This is a genomic window from Shinella sp. WSJ-2 (assembly GCF_003432075.1).
Taxonomy (GTDB): Bacteria; Pseudomonadota; Alphaproteobacteria; order Rhizobiales; family Rhizobiaceae; genus Shinella.
The window spans coordinates 190,669-208,043 of record NZ_QWBU01000002.1 but is presented as its reverse complement, the minus strand read 5'-3'; the positions used below and the strand labels follow the sequence as shown (position 1 = coordinate 208,043).

Annotated in this window: 20 protein-coding genes; 12 read left to right on the top strand and 8 right to left on the bottom strand. The window is 64.9% G+C overall.

Translation table 11 applies throughout. The annotated features are described in order from the left end of the window. Positions 1-165 precede the first annotated feature (165 nt). The 3 genes from D0Y60_RS05105 to D0Y60_RS05095 all read left to right on the top strand — a co-directional run bounded on the left by D0Y60_RS05105 (position 166) and on the right by D0Y60_RS05095 (position 2,820). Positions 166-831 (top strand): GntR family transcriptional regulator, encoded by a 666-nt coding sequence (locus D0Y60_RS05105; protein ID WP_117367473.1) that lies wholly within the window; start codon positions 166-168, stop codon positions 829-831. Positions 832-1,025: 194 nt separating this feature from the next. After that, on the top strand, positions 1,026-1,724 hold the full coding sequence (locus tag D0Y60_RS05100) for a GntR family transcriptional regulator (RefSeq protein WP_117367471.1): 699 nt from the start codon (positions 1,026-1,028) through the stop codon (positions 1,722-1,724). Positions 1,725-1,857: 133 nt separating this feature from the next. Beyond that, positions 1,858-2,820, top strand: a complete 963-nt coding sequence (locus tag D0Y60_RS05095; RefSeq protein WP_117367469.1) for a dihydrodipicolinate synthase family protein — start codon at positions 1,858-1,860, stop codon at positions 2,818-2,820. Positions 2,821-2,937: 117 nt separating this feature from the next. Here the strand turns inward: D0Y60_RS05095 and pcaG are convergent, their stop codons facing one another. From pcaG to pcaD, 4 genes are read right to left on the bottom strand one after another with little or no spacing between them, the layout of a single operon-like run. Further along, positions 2,938-3,552 carry a protocatechuate 3,4-dioxygenase subunit alpha gene (gene pcaG, locus D0Y60_RS05090; protein ID WP_117367467.1) on the bottom strand — a complete coding sequence of 205 codons (615 nt, stop codon included), beginning with the start codon at positions 3,550-3,552 and terminating at the stop codon, positions 2,938-2,940. Then, entirely contained in the window at positions 3,552-4,301 is a 750-nt protein-coding gene (pcaH, locus tag D0Y60_RS05085; protein ID WP_117367465.1) for a protocatechuate 3,4-dioxygenase subunit beta, read from the bottom strand. Before pcaH ends, pcaG begins: the two co-directional genes overlap by 1 nt. A 7-nt stretch (positions 4,302-4,308) precedes the next feature. Then, positions 4,309-4,707: a 4-carboxymuconolactone decarboxylase gene (gene pcaC / locus D0Y60_RS05080; protein ID WP_117367463.1), complete on the bottom strand. Its 399-nt coding sequence runs from the start codon at positions 4,705-4,707 to the stop codon at positions 4,309-4,311. After that, on the bottom strand, positions 4,700-5,512 hold the full coding sequence (gene pcaD / locus D0Y60_RS05075; RefSeq protein ID WP_117367461.1) for a 3-oxoadipate enol-lactonase: 813 nt from the start codon (positions 5,510-5,512) through the stop codon (positions 4,700-4,702). Before pcaD ends, pcaC begins: the two co-directional genes overlap by 8 nt. Before the next feature lie 95 nt (positions 5,513-5,607). On the opposite strand from pcaD, the gene pcaQ reads away from it, so the two are divergent. Then, positions 5,608-6,531 carry a pca operon transcription factor PcaQ gene (gene pcaQ / locus D0Y60_RS05070; protein WP_117368378.1) on the top strand — a complete coding sequence of 308 codons (924 nt, stop codon included), beginning with the start codon at positions 5,608-5,610 and terminating at the stop codon, positions 6,529-6,531. A gap of 66 nt (positions 6,532-6,597) precedes the next feature. Continuing rightward, a complete protein-coding gene (locus tag D0Y60_RS05065; protein ID WP_117367459.1) occupies positions 6,598-7,326 on the top strand; it encodes a 3-keto-5-aminohexanoate cleavage protein in 729 nt (242 codons plus the stop codon). Here D0Y60_RS05065 and pobA read toward each other — a convergent pair. Then, on the bottom strand, positions 7,320-8,492 hold the full coding sequence (pobA, locus tag D0Y60_RS05060) for a 4-hydroxybenzoate 3-monooxygenase (protein WP_117367457.1): 1,173 nt from the start codon (positions 8,490-8,492) through the stop codon (positions 7,320-7,322). The genes D0Y60_RS05065 and pobA overlap by 7 nt on opposite strands. Before the next feature lie 112 nt (positions 8,493-8,604). Here pobA and D0Y60_RS05055 point away from each other — a divergent pair, with 112 nt between their 5' ends. Then, entirely contained in the window at positions 8,605-9,501 is an 897-nt protein-coding gene (locus D0Y60_RS05055; protein ID WP_117367455.1) for a helix-turn-helix domain-containing protein, read from the top strand. On the opposite strand, the gene D0Y60_RS05050 is transcribed toward D0Y60_RS05055, so the two are convergent. Both D0Y60_RS05050 and D0Y60_RS05045 read right to left on the bottom strand, forming a co-directional pair. After that, a complete protein-coding gene (locus tag D0Y60_RS05050) occupies positions 9,486-10,136 on the bottom strand; it encodes a sulfite oxidase-like oxidoreductase (protein WP_117367453.1) in 651 nt (216 codons plus the stop codon). The two genes, D0Y60_RS05055 and D0Y60_RS05050, sit on opposite strands and share 16 nt — an antisense overlap. A 55-nt stretch (positions 10,137-10,191) precedes the next feature. Beyond that, positions 10,192-10,947 carry an IclR family transcriptional regulator gene (locus D0Y60_RS05045; RefSeq protein WP_117367451.1) on the bottom strand — a complete coding sequence of 252 codons (756 nt, stop codon included), beginning with the start codon at positions 10,945-10,947 and terminating at the stop codon, positions 10,192-10,194. 228 nt (positions 10,948-11,175) lie between these two features. Here D0Y60_RS05045 and D0Y60_RS05040 point away from each other — a divergent pair, with 228 nt between their 5' ends. From D0Y60_RS05040 to D0Y60_RS05015, 6 genes are all read left to right on the top strand, one after another. Then, complete coding sequence (locus D0Y60_RS05040) at positions 11,176-11,883, top strand: 3-oxoacid CoA-transferase subunit A (protein ID WP_117367449.1); 708 nt, start codon at positions 11,176-11,178, stop codon at positions 11,881-11,883. After that, a complete protein-coding gene (locus D0Y60_RS05035; RefSeq protein WP_117367448.1) occupies positions 11,880-12,569 on the top strand; it encodes a CoA transferase subunit B in 690 nt (229 codons plus the stop codon). Before D0Y60_RS05040 ends, D0Y60_RS05035 begins: the two co-directional genes overlap by 4 nt. A 7-nt stretch (positions 12,570-12,576) precedes the next feature. After that, a complete protein-coding gene (gene pcaF, locus D0Y60_RS05030; RefSeq protein WP_117367446.1) occupies positions 12,577-13,782 on the top strand; it encodes a 3-oxoadipyl-CoA thiolase in 1,206 nt (401 codons plus the stop codon). Positions 13,783-13,867: 85 nt separating this feature from the next. Further along, on the top strand, positions 13,868-14,341 hold the full coding sequence (gene ybaK, locus D0Y60_RS05025; protein ID WP_117368376.1) for a Cys-tRNA(Pro) deacylase: 474 nt from the start codon (positions 13,868-13,870) through the stop codon (positions 14,339-14,341). Between the two features lie 68 nt (positions 14,342-14,409). Continuing rightward, positions 14,410-15,675 (top strand): aminopeptidase, encoded by a 1,266-nt coding sequence (locus tag D0Y60_RS05020; RefSeq protein WP_117367444.1) that lies wholly within the window; start codon positions 14,410-14,412, stop codon positions 15,673-15,675. After that, positions 15,672-16,457 carry a pyrroline-5-carboxylate reductase dimerization domain-containing protein gene (locus D0Y60_RS05015; RefSeq protein WP_158565406.1) on the top strand — a complete coding sequence of 262 codons (786 nt, stop codon included), beginning with the start codon at positions 15,672-15,674 and terminating at the stop codon, positions 16,455-16,457. Before D0Y60_RS05020 ends, D0Y60_RS05015 begins: the two co-directional genes overlap by 4 nt. Here D0Y60_RS05015 and D0Y60_RS05010 read toward each other — a convergent pair. Continuing rightward, positions 16,411-17,319 carry an EamA family transporter gene (locus D0Y60_RS05010; RefSeq protein ID WP_117367440.1) on the bottom strand — a complete coding sequence of 303 codons (909 nt, stop codon included), beginning with the start codon at positions 17,317-17,319 and terminating at the stop codon, positions 16,411-16,413. The two genes, D0Y60_RS05015 and D0Y60_RS05010, sit on opposite strands and share 47 nt — an antisense overlap. Positions 17,320-17,375: the final 56 nt, after the last annotated feature.

The window sequence follows — 17,375 nt, the reverse complement described above, 5'->3', positions numbered from 1 at the left end:
CGATATGCTGATTTCCCGCGGTGACGCCACCAACGGCTAGACGCGGATGACCCCTTATAGAAAAATTGGATCCAATATACAATATTCATTCTCAAGGCTTCGTTTGTTGCTCCGCCTCCGGTTTGCCCTTATGACCATAGGCGCGATTTTCAGGGGTTGGGCGTGATGAAATTTGCTGCCGTCGATGTCAGGCAGGCCGCTTCGGCGGCCGACCTCGTCTATGAGGCGCTGCGCAAGGCGATCATCGAGGGCAAGATCGCCGTGGGCGATAACCTGCGCCAGGAAGAGATCGCGCAGATGTTCAACACCAGCCGTATTCCCGTACGCGAGGCGCTGTCACGGCTGGAGCAGCACGGCCTCATCACCACCCAGCGCTACAAGGGGGCGGTCGTCGCCGGCCTGTCCATCGAGGAGATCGACGAGATCTTTGAGTTCCGCGCGCTGATCGAGGCGGAGGTCATGCGCCTTGCCGTGCCCAATCTCGACCGCGCGACGCTGGACAACGCGCGCGGTTATTGCGACGCCTTCGACCGGGAGACAGATCCACACCGCTGGGGCGAGATCAACCGCCAGTTCCACACCACGCTCTACGAGGCTTCCGGCCGTCCCTATTATCTGCAGAATGTGCAATCCTCGCTCGACCGCATCGACCGCTATCTGCGCGCCCAGCTGACCTTCACCAACGGCGTGCCGCGCGCCGGACGCGAGCACGAGGCGATCCTGGCCGCCTGCGAAAAGGGCGATGCCGAGCTCGCCTCACACCTGACGCGCGATCATATTCTCGACGCCGGCCGTTCGCTGATGACCTTTTTGCGTGACCAGCGCGGCTGATCGCCCCGACGCTTTTTTGATGGACCACAGGGCGGGATTTTTCCCGCCCTTTTCGTTTTCCGCCCGCAAAGCACTGGAATTGCTGAAATCACGCCTTTTGGACACTTGACGCGGCTTTCGGCAAAAGGCCCTCTTAAAACGATTGATAGCGCGGGCAGAGAATTGTATTTCTTTTGTCGACAAGAGGATTTTTCATGACCGAAACCGATTCCCTGCCCGAGCGTAAACGCGGCTCCGGCGTCAAGATGGTCTACGACCTGCTGCGCGACGAGATTCTCGACCTGAAGATCGCGCCCGGCAGCCCGATCGACGAGGTGCAGCTTGCCGAGCGGTTCAAGATGTCGCGCACGCCGATCCGCGAGGCGCTGGTGCGGCTCGCCGGCGAAGGGCTGATCGAGACGCTACCGAACCGCTCGACCATGGTATCGAACATCGACTTCATGAACCTGCACACCTTCTTCGATGCGCTGGTGCTGATGTATCGCGTGACGACGCGGCTTGCCGCGCAGAGCCACCGGCCGGAAGACATCGCCATTATCAGGGGCTTTCACGAGGACTATGCGACGGCGCTCAAGGCGCGCGATCACCTGACGATGATCGCCACCAACGCCGCCTTCCACGCCGCCATCGCCGAGGCCGGCCGCAACCCCTATTTCACCAGCCTGTTCCGCCGGCTGCTCGACGAGGGACGCCGCATCCTGCAGCTCTATTACCAATCCTACGAAGAGCACTTCCCGCAGCGCTTCGTTGATGAACATGCCGCCATTATCGCGGCGATCGAGGCGCGCGACCTGGAGGAAGCCGACCGGCTCGGTAAGGCCCATGCCGAGGCGATCGTCGCCCAGGTGCAGAAGCTGTTCAGCCGCAACGACAGGCTCGACATCGCCCTTTGAATCCATCGCGCCAGGCTTTGTATTTTTCTTGTCGACAAATAAAATGCAAGATGCTACACCTCACAATCAGAGAGGGGGAGGCCTGAGGCATCGTGCCGGCTGACCGCCCGATGAACCGCCAAAGGAGATCGACATGAAGGCCAAGATTTTTTCCGGTGTCATTCCCGCCCTGATGACGCCCTGCAAGGACGACCGCTCGCCGGATTTCGACCAGCTGGTGCGCAAGGGCAAGGAGCTCATCGCCAAGGGCATGTCCGCCGTCGTCTATTGCGGCTCGATGGGTGACTGGCCGCTGCTGACGGACGAGCAGCGCATGGAAGGCGTCGAGCGCCTCGTCAAGGCCGGCATCCCGGTCATCGTCGGCACCGGCGCCGTCAACACCGCCTCGGCCGTAGCGCATGCCGCGCATGCCCAGAAGGTCGGCGCGCAGGGTCTCATGGTCATCCCGCGCGTGCTGTCCCGCGGCTCGGTCGTTGGCGCCCAGAAGAACCATTTCAAGGCGATCCTCGCCGCCGCGCCGGATCTGCCGGCCGTCATCTACAATAGCCCCTATTACGGCTTTGCCACCCGCGCCGATCTGTTCTTCGCGCTGCGCGAAGACCACAAGAACCTCGTCGGCTTCAAGGAATTCGGCGGCGCCGCTGACATGCGCTATGCAGCCGAAAACATCACCAGCCGCGACGATGACGTCTCGCTGATGATCGGCGTTGACACTTGCGTCTTCACCGGCTTCGTTGATTGCGGCGCCGTCGGCGCGATCACCGGAATCGGCTGCGTTCTGCCGAAGGAAGTGCTGCACATGTGCGCCCTCGCCCAGGCTGCCGCCAAGGGTGACCCGGATGCCCGCGCCCGTGCGTTGGAACTGGAATCTGCGCTCGCTGTGCTCTCCTCCTTCGACGAAGGCCCGGACCTCGTTCTTTACTTCAAGCACATGATGGTTCTGAAGGGCGACAAGGAATACACGCTGCACTTCAACGAAACCGACGCGCTCACCGACAGCCAGCGCGGCTATGTCGAAAGCCAGCTGAAGCTGTTCGACACATGGTACGCCGAATGGAGCAAGCTGCCCGGCGCCGTGCAGACCTACAAGGTCTAAGCCTGCACGATCCCCCAATGAGAAAGGCCCTCCGCAAGAAGGGCCTTTTTGTTTTGCAGCAGCCCCGATGACCCAGATCAAGGTATGGCTCTCACGAAAACCGGCTGCCAGAGGCGGCTAAATATCGAAGAACACCGTCTCCCGCTCCCCCTGCAGATGAATATCGAAGCGATAGTGATCGCCCTCTCCCGCGGCGATCAGCGTCGTCACGCGCACGCGGTGTTCGATGCGGGCGAGCACCGGGTCCTCAGCGTTGGCCGCTTCCTCATCGGCGAAATACATTCGCGTGTTGAGGCCGAGATTGATGCCGCGGGCGACGATCCAGACGGAAATATGCGGGGCCATCGGGCGGCCGTCGCGGAAGGGGACGCGGCCGGGTTTGATCGTGTCGAAGCGGTATTCGCCGGTCACACCATCGGTGGCGCATCGGCTCCAGCCGGTGAAGTTGGGGTCGGCGCTGCCGCGCAGTTCGGACGGGCTGTTGTAGAGGCCGGCGGCGTCGGCCTGCCAGATTTCGAGGAGCGCGTCCTTCAGCGGCGTGCCGGTGCCGTCGAGCACGCGGCCGGTGATGGTGATGCGCCGGCCGAGCGTTTTGTCGTTGACCATCGTGGCGCCCAGATCAGTGTCATAGACACCGCCGATGCCGGCATGGTTGGGCGTCAGGCCGATATGGACATAGGGGCCGGCGGTCTGCGAGGCGCTTTCCTTGAGATAGCCGAGGGACTGGACCATCAATTGCCCTCCATGCGGTTTTCGAACAGCGTCGAGCGGCGGCCGCGCAGCACGATGTCGAACTTGTAAGCGCGCGCATCCATCGGGATCGTGTTGCCCCAGTCGAGCGCGGCGACCAGTTGCTCCACGGCCGCCTTGTCCGGGATCGTCTGCACGATGGGACACTTCCAGATCATCGGGTCGCCCTCGAAATACATCTGCGTGATCAGCCGTTGGGCAAAGCCGTGGCCGAAGACGGAGAAATGGATATGCGCCGGGCGCCAGTCGTTGACGCCGTTCGGCCAGGGATAGGGGCCGGGCTTGACGGTGCGGAAGGCATAGTGGCCGTCCGCATCGGTGATAGCGCGCCCGCAGCCGCCGAAATTCGGATCGAGCGGCGCGAGGTAACTTTCCTTCTTGTGGCGATAGCGCCCGCCGGCATTGGCCTGCCAGAATTCGAGCAGTGCGCCCGGCATCGGGCGCGCCCGCTCGTCGAGCACGCGGCCATGCACGATGATGCGCTCGCCGATGGCGCTTTCGCCCGGTTTTGCGAAATTGTGGATCAGGTCGTTGTCGAGCTCGCCCAGAATGGAGTGGCCGAAGACCGGGCCGGTGATTTCCGAGATCGTGCCGTCGAGTGAGAACAGTGCCTTTTGCGGCGAGCGCAGCACGGAGGTCTTGTAGCCGGGCGTGAGGCCCGGCGGGTGCCACAGGCGGTCGCGCGCGAAGAAGGCGCCGGTTTCGGGTTTTCGGTTGGGAAGATCGCTCATCGTCGCCTCAGGCCGCCTGTTCCGCATCCATTTCCGCAAAGACCTGTTTGGCCACGCGGATCGCCCGGTTGGCGGCGGGTACGCCCGCATAGATGGCCACATGCAGCAGTGCCTCGGCGATATCAGCGCGGCTCGCACCGGTATTGGCGGTGGCGCGCACATGCATCGCCACCTCCTCGTCATGGCCAAGCGCTGCGAGCAGCGCGATCGTCACCATGGAGCGCTCGCGCTTCGTCCAGCCGGGGCGCGACCAGACCGTGCCCCAGGCGCTTTCGGTGATCAACTCCTGGAAAGGCTGGTCGAAGGGCGTGGCGGCGGCGGTGGCGCGGTCGACATGGGCATCGCCCAGCACGGCGCGGCGCGTCGCCATGCCCTGCCGGTAGCGCTCGGATTGCGGTTCAGGCATGCAGCTTTCCTCCGGCGGGAATGGTGTCGATGAAGGCGCGGATCATCTCGGTCAGCATTTCCGGCTGCTCGACGCAGGGAATGTGGCCGGCATCCTTGATGACCTCGTAGCGCGCGCCGTGGATGAGTTTGGCGATGGACAGCACGACATCCGGCGGCGTCGAGCCGTCCTGATCGCCGACGACGCAGAGGGTGGGCACGGCGATGCGCTTCGTGGATTCGGTGAGGTCGGCATCGCGCAGGGCCGCACAGGTGGCGGCATAGCCGACGGCGGACTGGCGCGTCAGCATGGTGCGGTAGCCGTGATAGGCGGCATTTTCCGGGCGGCGGAAGGCCGGCGTGAACCAGCGTTCCATGATGCCGTCGGCTAGGCTCTCGATGCCCCTGGTCTCGACGCTTTCGATGCGGGCGTTCCACATGTCGGCCGTGCCGATCTTGTGGGCGGTGTCGCAGAGGACGAGGCCCTTCACGAGGTCCGGGCGTTTTGCCTCCAGCCCCTGGGCGATCATGCCGCCGACCGACAGGCCGCAGATGATGGCATCCCGGACGTTCAGCCGGTCGAGCAGGCCGGCGAGATCGAGCACGTGGTCGTCGATCGAATAGGGCACCTGGCCGAGATCGGAGAGGCCGTGGCCGCGCTTGTCATAGGTGATGATCGGGAAATCGCCGGCAAGGCGCACCACCACGTCGCGCCAGATTCGGAAATCGGTGCCGAGCGAATTGATAAAGACGATGACCGGCTTGCCGGCCGGCCCGCCGATCAGCTGGTGATGCAGGATCACGTCGTTGACGGTAGCGAATTGCACGTCTGTCTCCTCCCGTTGCCGCAGATTGATCCTTCAATCCGGTTCGGTAAAATGATATTTTCGGCCGATCTGATAACGTATGGGTTATGAAAAGCGTGATAGACAGCCGCATCAAGGTCCGCCATCTCCAGACCTTTGTCGAGGTGGCGCGCCAGAAGAGCGTGATGAAGGCGGCCGTCCTGCTGCATGTCAGTCAGCCGGCGGTGACGAAGACCATCCGCGAGCTAGAAGAGGTTCTGGATGTCGCCGTCTTCGAGCGCGACGGGCGCGGCATCCGCATCACCCGCATGGGCGAGGTGTTTTTGCGCCATGCCGGGGCGGCGCTGGCGGCGCTGCGGTATGGGCTCGATTCGGTCTCGCAGGCGCGGGCGGGCGAAGCACCGCCGGTGCGCATCGGTGCGCTGCCCACCGTCTCGACGCGCATCATGCCCAGGGCGATGCGGCTCTTTCTGGCGGAAGAAACCGGGGCGCGGATCAAGATTGTGACGGGGGAGAATGCGGTGCTTTTGGAGCAATTGCGTCTTGGCGATCTCGATCTGGTCGTCGGGCGGCTGGCGGCGCCCGAGCAGATGACCGGCTTTTCCTTCGAGCATCTCTATTCCGAGAAAGTGGTTTTTTGCGTCCGTGCGGGGCATCCGCTGCTGTCCGGCGGTGCCGTTTTTGCCGGCCTCGACGCCTATCCGGTGCTGATGCCGACCGAGGGTTCGATCATCCGGCCCTTCGTCGAACGCTTCCTGATCGCCAATGGCATTGCCGATGTGGCAAACCCGATCGAGACCGTCTCCGACGCTTTCGGCCGCGCCTTCGTGCGCGATAGCGATGCGGTCTGGATCATCTCCGAGGGCGTGGTGGCCGGCGATATCGCCGAGGGCGTGCTTTCGGCGCTGCCGATCGATACGAGCGAGACGAAGGGCGCCGTCGGCTTCACCGTGCGGGCGGAGATCGCCCCCTCCCTGCCGCTCGCCATTCTCATGCAGACGATCCGCGAGGCGGCGGGTGCGGTGGCGCCGCGGGCCTGACGGCGGTTGCATGGGGCGGTGCGCCGTGTCAGCCTCGTGGTCCAAACCGCACGAGGAGGGTGCCGCATGATCGTTCAGGCCTGCATCAACGGCGCGCGCGACGCGGCCTTTCATCCGGCCTTGCCGCTGACACCAGAGGCGATGGCAGCGGATTGCCTCGCCTGCATCCTCGCCGGTGCCCGCGAAATCCATCTGCACACCCGTGGCGCCGATGGGCGCGAGAGCCTTGCGGCCGAGGTCATGGACGAAACGATGCGGCTGGTGCGCGCGGCTGTGCCCGGCACGCTGGTCGGCGTATCCACTGGAGACTGGATCGAGAAAAGCGATGCGCGCACGCTTGCGGCCATCGCCGCCTGGCGGGAGTTGCCGGACTATGCTTCGGTCAACCTGTCGGAACCTGCCGCACCTGCCGTCATGCAAGCCCTCTCGGCGCGCGGCGTCGGCATCGAGGCGGGGCTCGCCTCGGTTGCCGACGCGGAGCGCCTTGTCGATCTTACGCTGGAGCGGCCGCCCTTGCGCATCCTCATCGAGATCGACGAGCAGGATTTTGGCGAAGCGACGGCGGTTGCGGACGGCATTCATGCAGTTCTCGACAAGGCCGGCCTGCGCCGGCCGATCCAGCTGCATGGCATGGACGAGACGGTCTGGCATTTTGCAGGAATGGCGGCCCGACGCTGGTCGACGCGTGTCGGCCTCGAGGACGGCCGGTTGTTGCCGGATGGTACGCTGGCGAAAGACAATGCGGCGCTGGTGCGGGCGGCGGTGGAAATCTACCGGCAGGTAGCCGCTCAATAGGGCAGGCCGACATAGTTTTCCGCCAGCGCCGTCTCGGCGGCGCGGGAATGGGTGAGGTAGTCGAGCTCGGCTTCCTGGATCTTCTGGTCGAATTCGCCGGTGCCGGGGAAACGGTGCAGCATGCTCGTCATCCACCAGGAGAAGCGCACGGCCTTCCAGACACGGGCGAGCGCCTTTTGCGAATAGGCGTCGAGGCCGGCATTCGAGCGGTCCTCGTAGTGCTCGATGAGGCCACTTGCGAGGTAGTGCACATCGCTTGCCGCAAGATTCAGGCCCTTGGCGCCGGTCGGCGGCACGATATGGGCGGCGTCGCCGACGAGGAACAGCCGGTCGAACCGCATCGGCTCGGCGACGAAGGAGCGCAGCGGCGCGATGGATTTTTCAAAACTCGGTCCCGTCACCATCGCCGCGGCATGATGGGCGGGCAGGCGGCGGCGCAGCTCGTCCCAGAATTGGTCGTCGGACCATGCCTCGATCTTCTCGTCCAATGCGCACTGGATGTAGTAGCGGCTGCGGGTGAGCGAGCGCATGGAGCAGAGCGCGAAGCCGCGCGGATGATTGGCATAGATCAGTTCATGATCGACCGGCGGCACGTCCGCGAGAATGCCGAGCCAGCCGAAGGGATAGACCTTCTCGAAGGTGCGGATGGCCTGTTCCGGCACGGCCTTGCGGCTGGCGCCGTGAAAACCGTCGCAGCCGGCGATGAAATCGCAGTCGATGCGATGCGCCACGCCGTCCTTCTCATAGGTGACATGGGGCGATCCGCCATCGAAACCGTGCGGCGTGACGTTGGCGGCCTCGTAGATCGTTAGCCGGCTTTCGGCCTCGCGAGCCTCGATCAAGTCCCGCGTCAGCTCGGTCTGGCCATAGACCATGACGCGCTTTCCCTGGGTGAGGCCGAGCAGGTCGATGCGGTGGTCGCGGCCGTCGAAGGCGAGCGAGAAACCGTCATGCGGCAGGCCCTCGGCCTTGAGGCGCGTGCCGACGCCGGCGGCCTCCGCCAGGCGAACCGTGCCCTCCTCCAGCACGCCGGCCCGCACGCGCGACAGGATATGCGCGCGGCTGGAGCGGTCGAGAAGGACGGTGTCGATGCTGGCCTTGCCCAGCAACTGGCCGAGCAACAGGCCCGACGGCCCCGACCCGATGATGACGACCTGAACGCGCATGCTGCCCTCTCCCTGACATTTCGCAAATTTTCCGAGAGCGGGCGGGCTTGCGCAATGGACGGATCGCGCCTTCGCTTGTACAAAACGAACATTGCCATTGGGAGGCGGCGGCATGGCGAAAACCGTTCCGACCTACGATCTCTATGGCGAAAGGGTCGGAAATTCCCCGGATTTCTGGCTGCATTGCGAGACGATACCGTCACGCAGCAGCCTGCACCGTTATGAGATCGGTCTGCACCGGCATGAGAGCTTTTTCCAGATCCTGTACATTTCCGCCGGATCGGGCGATGCGCGCTTCGGTGCCGAGACGGTGGCGCTGACGCCGCCGGCCATCGTCACGGTGCTGCCGGCAGTCGGCCACGGCTTTCGTTTTTCCCGCGATGTCGATGGCCATGTCTTCACGATGCTCGCCTCGCATCTGCGCCTTTCCGGCGCGGCGGGGCGGTTTGCCGCCGCGCCGCGCGTGACGCCGCTCGACGCCGGCGATCCGGATGGCGGCTTCGTGCTGGCGGCGCTGGAGCGGCTGGCCGGCGAATGGGCGGGGCGCAAGAGCGGCCGCACGGACCTGATGGAAGCCTATCTGGTCTCGGTGCTGACGCTGGCGGCGCGGCTGTGGAGCCGGGACAATCCGCTGGACGGGCCGGGCGAGGCGGCCGGCGAGACGGCGCGCCGCATGGAGCATCTCAACGGCCTGATCCAGCAGCATTTCCGCAGCCAGAAGCCGGCGCAGTTCTATGCACGGGAAATCGGCATTTCGCCGACCCATCTCAACCGCGTCGTCAAGGCGGCGACGGGGCTGACGGCGCATGCCTATATCGCGCGCAAACTGATCGACGAGGCGAAGCGCGCGCTGGTCTTCACCGAGGCGCCGGCGCAGGAGATCGGCCTTGCCCTCGGCTTTGCCGATGCGGCCTATTTCTCCCACTCGTTCCTGCGGGCGACAGGCGCCACACCCCGCGCCTTCCGGCTGGCGGAGCGGGCGCGGCTGGCGGCTCAGTCGTCGGAGTAGCGTTCTTCCGCCCATGGATCGCCGCGCATGTGATAGCCGTTGCGCTCCCAGAACCCGGCCTGGTCGCCGGGCAGGAAATCGATGCGCGTCAGCCACTTGGCGCTTTTCCAGAAATAGAGATGCGGCACGACGAGGCGCATCGGCCCGCCATGTTCGGCGGAGATCGGCCTGCCCTCCCAATGGGTGGCGAGAATGGCGTCCTCGGCGGCGAAATCGACCAGCGGCAGATTGGTCGTGTAGCCGTCATAGCTCGTCAGCATCACGAAATTCGCTTCCGGCCGGGGCACGACGCGGTCGAGCAGATCGCGGGTCGAAACGCCTTCCCAGCGGTTGTCATAGCGTGACCAGGTCGTCACGCAGTGGATGTCGGACAGTTTCTGGCTCTGCGGCAAGGCGAGAAAGTCCGTCCAGCCGAAGGAAACAGGGTTTTCCGCGCCGCCCTTCACATCGAGCCGCCAATTTTCCGGGCGGATGACGGGCTGCTGGCCGAGATCGAGCACGGGCCAGTTCGTCACCAGATGCTGGCCGGGCGGCAGGCGATCGGTTTCCGGCCGGGTGATGCGGCCGGTCAGAAACTTGCCCTGATCGGCCCATTGGCGCTTGGTGCGGGTGAGCTTGCTCTCGTCGTCGCGCATGGCGGCCTCCTGTTGCGCTGCAAAAGGTGGGGGCCGCGCCTGCGGTCTGTCAAGATCAGGCGAGCAAAGGCCGCAGTGCCGCCTGCACCGCGCGCATTGCCGGCAGATAGCGCTCGACCATCTCTTCCGCGGCGGCATGGGCGGCCGGTGCGCCGATATTGAGGGCCGCGACGGTGCGGCCACGGGCGTTTTCCAGCGGCACGGCGATGGAGCGCAGGCCGATCTCCAGCTCCTGGTCGATCAGGGCGAAACCCTGTTTGCGGACCTTCGAAAGCTCGTCCAGCAATGCGTCGGGATCGGTCTTGGTGAAGGGCGTGTTGGCCTTGCGGTCGGAGGCCGCGATGATGGCGCGGGCCTCGGCCTCGGGCAGGGCTGCGAGCAGCACGCGGCCCATCGAGGCGCAATAGGCCGGCAGGCGCGAGCCGGCCATCAGGCTGATCGACATGACGCGCTTCTGCGCGGCGCGGGCGACATAGACGATATCGGCACCATCGAGCACCGAGGCGGACGCACTCTGGCCGACCGTTTCGGAAAGCTGGTCGAGGAACGGCTGGACGAGCCGCGGCAGCGGGGTCGCCGAGAGATAGGCATGGCCGAGCCGCAGGATTTTCGGCGTCAGCTCGAAGAACTTGCCGTCATAGGCGGCGTAGCCGAGTTCGGCGAGGGTGAGCAGGCACCGCCGCGCCGTCGCCCGGTCGAGGCCGGTTTCTCTCGCGATATCGGTGATGGTGAGGCGCGGCTTCGTCTCGCCGAAGGCCTCGATGACCCTGAGGCCCTTGGCGAAGCCGCCGATGAAGTCCGTTTCCCGCATGGTTGTTCCCTTCCCGATCGCGACCTCTCCTCCGTCATCCTCGGCCTTGAGCCAAGGATCCACGCGGCAATCGCGGCGGGTGGACGGTCAGTCAAGCCCGACCACGACGCGGAGAGGGCAGGGCAATCCACTTTGTGCGCATATTGAACAAATGTCAAATAACGCACAAAATGCATTGCCGCTTTTCCCCTTCGGATCTACCTCTCTTGCCGACATCGGGAGATTGGCATGGACAAGAGCATCTCAAGTCTGGCGGAAGCGGTAGCGGGCATCGGCGATGGGGCGACGGTGATGATCGGCGGGTTCGGCGGCTCCGGCGCGCCGATCGAATTGATCCACGCGCTGATCGATACGGGGGCGAGGGACCTCACCATCATCAACAACAATGCCGGCAACGGACGTGTCGGCATCGCGGCGATGATCGATGCGGGGCGGGTGCGCAAGATGATCTGCTCCTTCCCGCGCTCCTCCGATCCGCGCGCCTTCACCGAAAACTATCTGGCCGGGAAAATCGAACTGGAACTGGTGCCGCAGGGCACGCTGGCCGAGCGCATCCGCGCCGGCGGCGCGGGCATCCCCGCCTTCTACACGCCGACGGGTTTCGGCACGGAACTCGCCGAGGGCAAGCCGGTCGCGGAATTCGATGGCCGCATGTATGTGCAGGAGCGCTGGCTGAAGGCCGACTTCGCGCTGATCAAGGCGCATGTGGGCGATACGCACGGCAACCTCACCTACAACAAGGCCGCCCGCAATTTCAGCCCGCTGATGTGCATGGCGGCGGGCAAGACCATCGTGCAGGTCTCCAGGCTGGTGGCGCCCGGCGGTATCGATCCCGAACAGGTCGTCACGCCGGGCATCTTCGTCGACCGGATCGTCGAAGTCGCCGATCCCGGCCAGGAAGAAGCACTGATCCGCGCAGGAGTGGCCTACGCATGACCGTCGATACACGCGAAGACATCAAGCTTTCCAACGCCCAGATCGCCTGGCGCGCGGCGCAGGACATTGCCGACGGCGCCTATGTGAACCTCGGCATCGGCTTTCCAGAGATGGTGGCGCGCTATCAGCCCGAGGGACGCGAGGCGATCTTCCATACGGAAAACGGCATTCTCGATTTCGGTGAGGCGCCGCCGCCGGGTGAGGAGGACTGGGACCTGATCAATGCCGGCAAGAAGGCGGTGACGCTGAAGCCGGGATCGGCCTTCTTCCACCATGCCGACAGCTTCGCCATGGTGCGCGGCGGCCATCTCGATGTGGCAATCCTCGGTGCCTATCAGGTGGCGGAGAATGGCGACCTTGCCAATTGGCGCGTCGGCTCCAAGGGCGTGCCGGCGGTCGGGGGCGCGATGGATCTGGTGCATGGCGCAAAATCGGTGGTCGTCATCACCGAGCATGTCACCAAGAACGGCGAACCGAAGCTGGTGGAGCGTTGCAGCTTTCCGCTGACCGGTGTCGGCTGCATCACCCGCATCTATACCAGCCATGCCGTCATCGACGTGTCGGGCGGCCGCTTCGTGCTGCGCGAAAAGCTGGCGGGCATGACGGTCGAGGAATTGCAGGCTATGACGGGCGCGACACTGCATATCGACGGCCCCGTCGCCGACCTCGTCGTACCGGAACTCTGAGGAAATCATGTCTGACGCCTATATCTGCGACTATATCCGCACGCCCATCGGCCGTTTCGGCGGTTCGCTCTCGTCCGTGCGTGCCGACGATCTCGGCGCGATCCCGCTGAAGGCGCTGATGGCGCGCAACACGGGTATCGACTGGGAGGCCGTCGACGACGTGGTCTATGGCTGCGCCAACCAGGCGGGCGAGGACAACAGGAACGTCGCGCGCATGGCGTCGCTGCTCGCAGGCCTGCCCGTTTCGGTCTCGGGCACGACGATCAACCGGCTGTGCGGCTCTGGCATGGATGCCGTCATCGCCGCCGCCCGCGCCATCAAGGCCGGCGAGGCGGAGCTGTTGATAGCCGGCGGCGTGGAAAGCATGAGCCGCGCGCCCTTCGTCATGCCCAAGGCGGAGACGGCCTTTTCGCGCAGCGCGGAAATCCACGACACGACCATCGGCTGGCGCTTCATCAATCCGGTGATGAAGAAGCAGTACGGCGTCGATTCCATGCCGGAGACCGGCGAGAACGTCGCCGAAGAGTTCAAGGTGTCGCGCGAGGATCAGGACGCCTTCGCCCTTCGCTCGCAGGCCAAGGCCGCCGCGGCGCAGGCAAACGGCCGTCTGGCCAGGGAGATCACGCCCGTCACCATTCCCCAGCGCAAGGGTGATCCGGTCGTCGTGGAGAAGGATGAGCATCCGCGCGCGACGACGATGGAAGCACTCGCCAAACTCGGCACGCCCTTCAAGAAGGAGGGCGGAACGGTGACAGCGGGCAATGCTTCCGGTGTCAATGACGGTGCGGCCGCGCTGATCATCGCCTCGGAAGCGGCGGTCAAGAAGTACGGCCTGACGCCCATCGCGCGCATTCTCGGTGGCGCCATGGCGGGCGTGCCGCCGCGCATCATGGGCATCGGTCCGGTCTATGCCACGCAGCGTCTCTGCGCCCGCCTCGGCCTCAAGCCATCGGATTTCGACGTGATCGAACTCAACGAGGCCTTCGCCTCGCAGGGGCTCGCCACGCTGCGCGAACTCGGCATTGCCGACGACGCGGAACAGGTGAACCCGAATGGCGGCGCCATCGCGCTCGGCCATCCGCTCGGCATGTCGGGCGCGCGTATCACCGGGACTGCGGCGCTGGAATTGCAGCTTTCCGGCAAGAAGCGCTCGTTGTCTACCATGTGCATCGGCGTCGGCCAGGGCATTGCCGTGGCACTGGAGCGGGTCTGAGGACACTCAGTCCGGGCGGTTGACAAGCCGTCCGGCATTTCGCACCCATGCGGTCCGATATTTTCGTTTCGATGACGGCCCGCCCATGTCCAAGACCACCCGCGCCACCCAGGCCCTCGCCAAGGCCGGCGTTTCCTTCACCGTCCATACCTACGACTACGATCCGACAGCCGACCGCGTCGGCATCCAGGCCGCCGAGGCCTTGGGAGAGGATCCGGCACGCGTGCTGAAGACGCTGATGGCGGAGGTGGATGGCAAGCCGGTCTGCGTCATCGTGCCCTCCGATTGCGAGGTCAGCATGAAAAAGCTCGCCAGCGCCTTCAAGGGCAAGTCGGCCAACATGATGAAGCCCGCCGACGCCGAGCGGTTGACCGGCTTCGTGGTCGGCGGCATCAGCCCGTTCGGACAGAAGAAGCAGGTGCCGACGGCCATAGAGGAGGCTGCGCTCGTCCATGAGGCCGTCTATATGAATGGCGGCCAGCGCGGCTTGCAGGTTCGGCTTGCGCCGCGCGATGCCTTGACGGCGCTGAAGGCGATTTCCGCATCCGTCATCGCCTGATTGCGCCTTCTCATTTGTTGCAGGGCACACTAAGTTTCATTCATCGATTTCAGAAAGACAGGCCTGTCATGACATACCCCGCCAATTCCGCTGCCGCCGTCGATCCCGCAAAACTCGACAAGCTCGCCGAGGTCGCCGTGCGCGTCGGCTTGCAGCTTCAGAAGGGGCAGGACCTCGTGATGACGGCCCCGATTGCCGCGCTGCCGCTCGCCCGTCTCATTACCAAACATGCCTACAAGGCGGGTGCAGGTCTCGTCAGCACCTTCTATGCCGACGAGGAAGCAACGCTCGCCCGCTATCACAATGCGCCGGACGAAAGCTTCGACCGCGCCTCGGACTGGCTCTACGAGGGCATGGCCAAGGCCTATGCCAACGGCGCGGCGCGCCTCGCTATTGCCGGCGACAACCCGATGCTGCTCGCCAATGAGGACCCGGCCAAGGTCGCCCGCGCCAACAAGGCCAATTCCATGGCCTACAAGCCGGCGCTGGAGAAGATCGCCAATTTCGACATCAACTGGAACATCGTCTCCTATCCGAATCCGTCCTGGGCCAAACAGGTGTTCCCGAACGATCCGGAGGACGTGGCGGTCGAAAAGCTCGCCAATGCGATCTTCGCCGCCTCGCGCGTCGATGTCGCCGATCCCGTCGGGGCCTGGGCCGCGCACAATGCCGGCCTTGCCAAGCGTTCGGCCTGGCTGAACGGCGAGCGCTTCGCCGCCCTTCACTTCAAGGGGCCGGGCACCGACCTGACGGTCGGCCTCGCCGACGGCCACGAATGGCACGGCGGCGCCTCCACCGCGAAGAACGGCATCACCTGCAATCCGAACATTCCGACGGAAGAAGTGTTCACGACGCCGCATGCGCTGCGCGTTGAAGGCCATGTCTCCTCGACCAAGCCGCTGTCGCATCAGGGCACGCTGATCGACGATATCCAGGTGCGCTTCGAAGGTGGCCGGATCGTCGAGGCGAAGGCGTCGAAGGGCGAGGCGGTGCTGAACAAGGTGCTGGACACCGACGAGGGCGCGCGCCGGCTCGGCGAAGTGGCGCTGGTGCCGCATTCCTCGCCGATCTCGGCGAGCGGCATACTGTTCTACAACACGCTGTTCGACGAAAACGCCTCCTGCCACATTGCGCTCGGCCAGTGCTATTCGAAGTGCTTCCTGGATGGCGCAAACCTCTCGCCGGAACAGATCCGCGCGCAGGGCGGCAATGAAAGCCTCATCCATATCGACTGGATGATCGGCTCCGACAAGGTGGATATCGACGGTATCCGCAATGACGGCAGCCGCGTCCCCGTCATGCGCGCCGGCGAATGGGCCGGCGAGCGCGCATGACGCATCTCGGCGTGATCGGTGGCGGTGGTTGGCTGGCCGGGGCTTTGCTCCGGCCGGTTCTGACCGACCGCATCATCAAACCCGCCGATCTCGTCCTGTCCTCGCGCTCCGGCAATATTTCCGGCTTCGAAGCGTGGCCGGGCGTGCATATGACGACGGACAATGCGATCCTCGTCGATGCCTCCGACGTCATTCTCCTCTCCATCCGTCCCGCCGATATCGAGGCGCTCGAGCTTGATCTGCGCGGCCGTTTCGTGATCTCGGTCATGGCTGGCGTGACGGTGGAAGAAATTTCCGACCGGTTCGGCGCACAGCGCATCGTGCGGGCGATGCCGAATGCCTGCGCCGAGCAGCGTCTGTCGTTCACGCCGTGGTTTGCAACGCGCGATGTGCGCCGGTCGGAGCTGGACTTCGCCCGCCGGTTCTTTGCCGCGTCCGGCCGCGAGCATGTCATCAGCGGCGAATACGAGCTGGATTATTTCACGGCGTTGACCGGGTCCGGGCCGGCCTTTCCGGCGCTTATGGCGGATGCGATGATCCGCCATGCCATCGAATCCGGCATCGATCCGGATACGGCCGATATCGCGGTGCGCCAGCTTTTTCTGGGCGCTGCGACGCAGATGGCGGGCATTGCACAGACGCCCGCCGATATTGTCGAACTCTTCATGGAATATCGCGGCACCACCGCCGCCGGCCTCTCCGCCATGGTCGAGGCCGACCTTGCCCATGCCGTCTTCAAAGGGCTGACAGCCGCGCGGCGGAAGGCGCACCGCTCGGACTGACCGTCTTTGCCGCCGGGGCCGATTGCGCCCATTGGCTGAGCCAGACGCTGGCGAGAACCACCACCATGCCCGTTATCTGGAAGGGGCTGAGGTCCTGCGCCAGTAGCGCCCAGCCGAGCATGACGGCGACGAGCGGGCTGAGAAAACCGAGCGGCGAGACGGTCGCCGGGTCGAGCCGCGACAGGCCGCGGAACCAGACGATATAGGTCAGCGCCGCGCCGATGCCGCCGAGATAGACGAAGCCGAGCAGGTTCTGCACGGAGGGAACCGGCAGAGCGGGTTCGAAGGTGAGCGCGACGGGCACCAGCAGCAGACCGCCGGCCGTCAATTGCCAGGCGGTGAAGGTGAGCGGCGGCACGGGCGGCTGCCAGTGGCGCGACAGAACCGTGCCGAAAGCCATCGAGACCGCACCCGCAAGGCCGGCGGCGATGCCGATCGGATCGAGTTTGGCGGCCGGCGTCAGCACGAGAAGCGCGACCCCGCCGATGCCGGCAAGGCCGGCGACGACGGCAAGCGGGCGCACCGTCGTACCCATCAGGGCGCGCGACAGGCCGAGAACGATCAGCGGCTGAATGGCGCCGACCGTCGCAGCAACGCCACCGGGCAGGCGATAGGCCGAAACGAAGAGCATCGCCCAGAAAAACGAGAAATTCAGCGCGCCGAGCAGGAAGGTGCGCGGCCACCAGATGCCCTTCGGCAGCTGGCGCACGAGCGCGAGCAGGATAAGGCCCGCCGGCAAGGCGCGCAGCATGGCCACCGTCAGCGGATAACCGGACGGCAGAAGCTCGGTGGTGACGATGTAAGTGCTGCCCCAGATGGCGGGGGCCGTTGCGGTGAAGAGGATGTCGGAGGTGCGAGACATGGATATCTCCATTCGAAGAATCTTGATGTCAAGATATATGATTTTATCTTGACGTC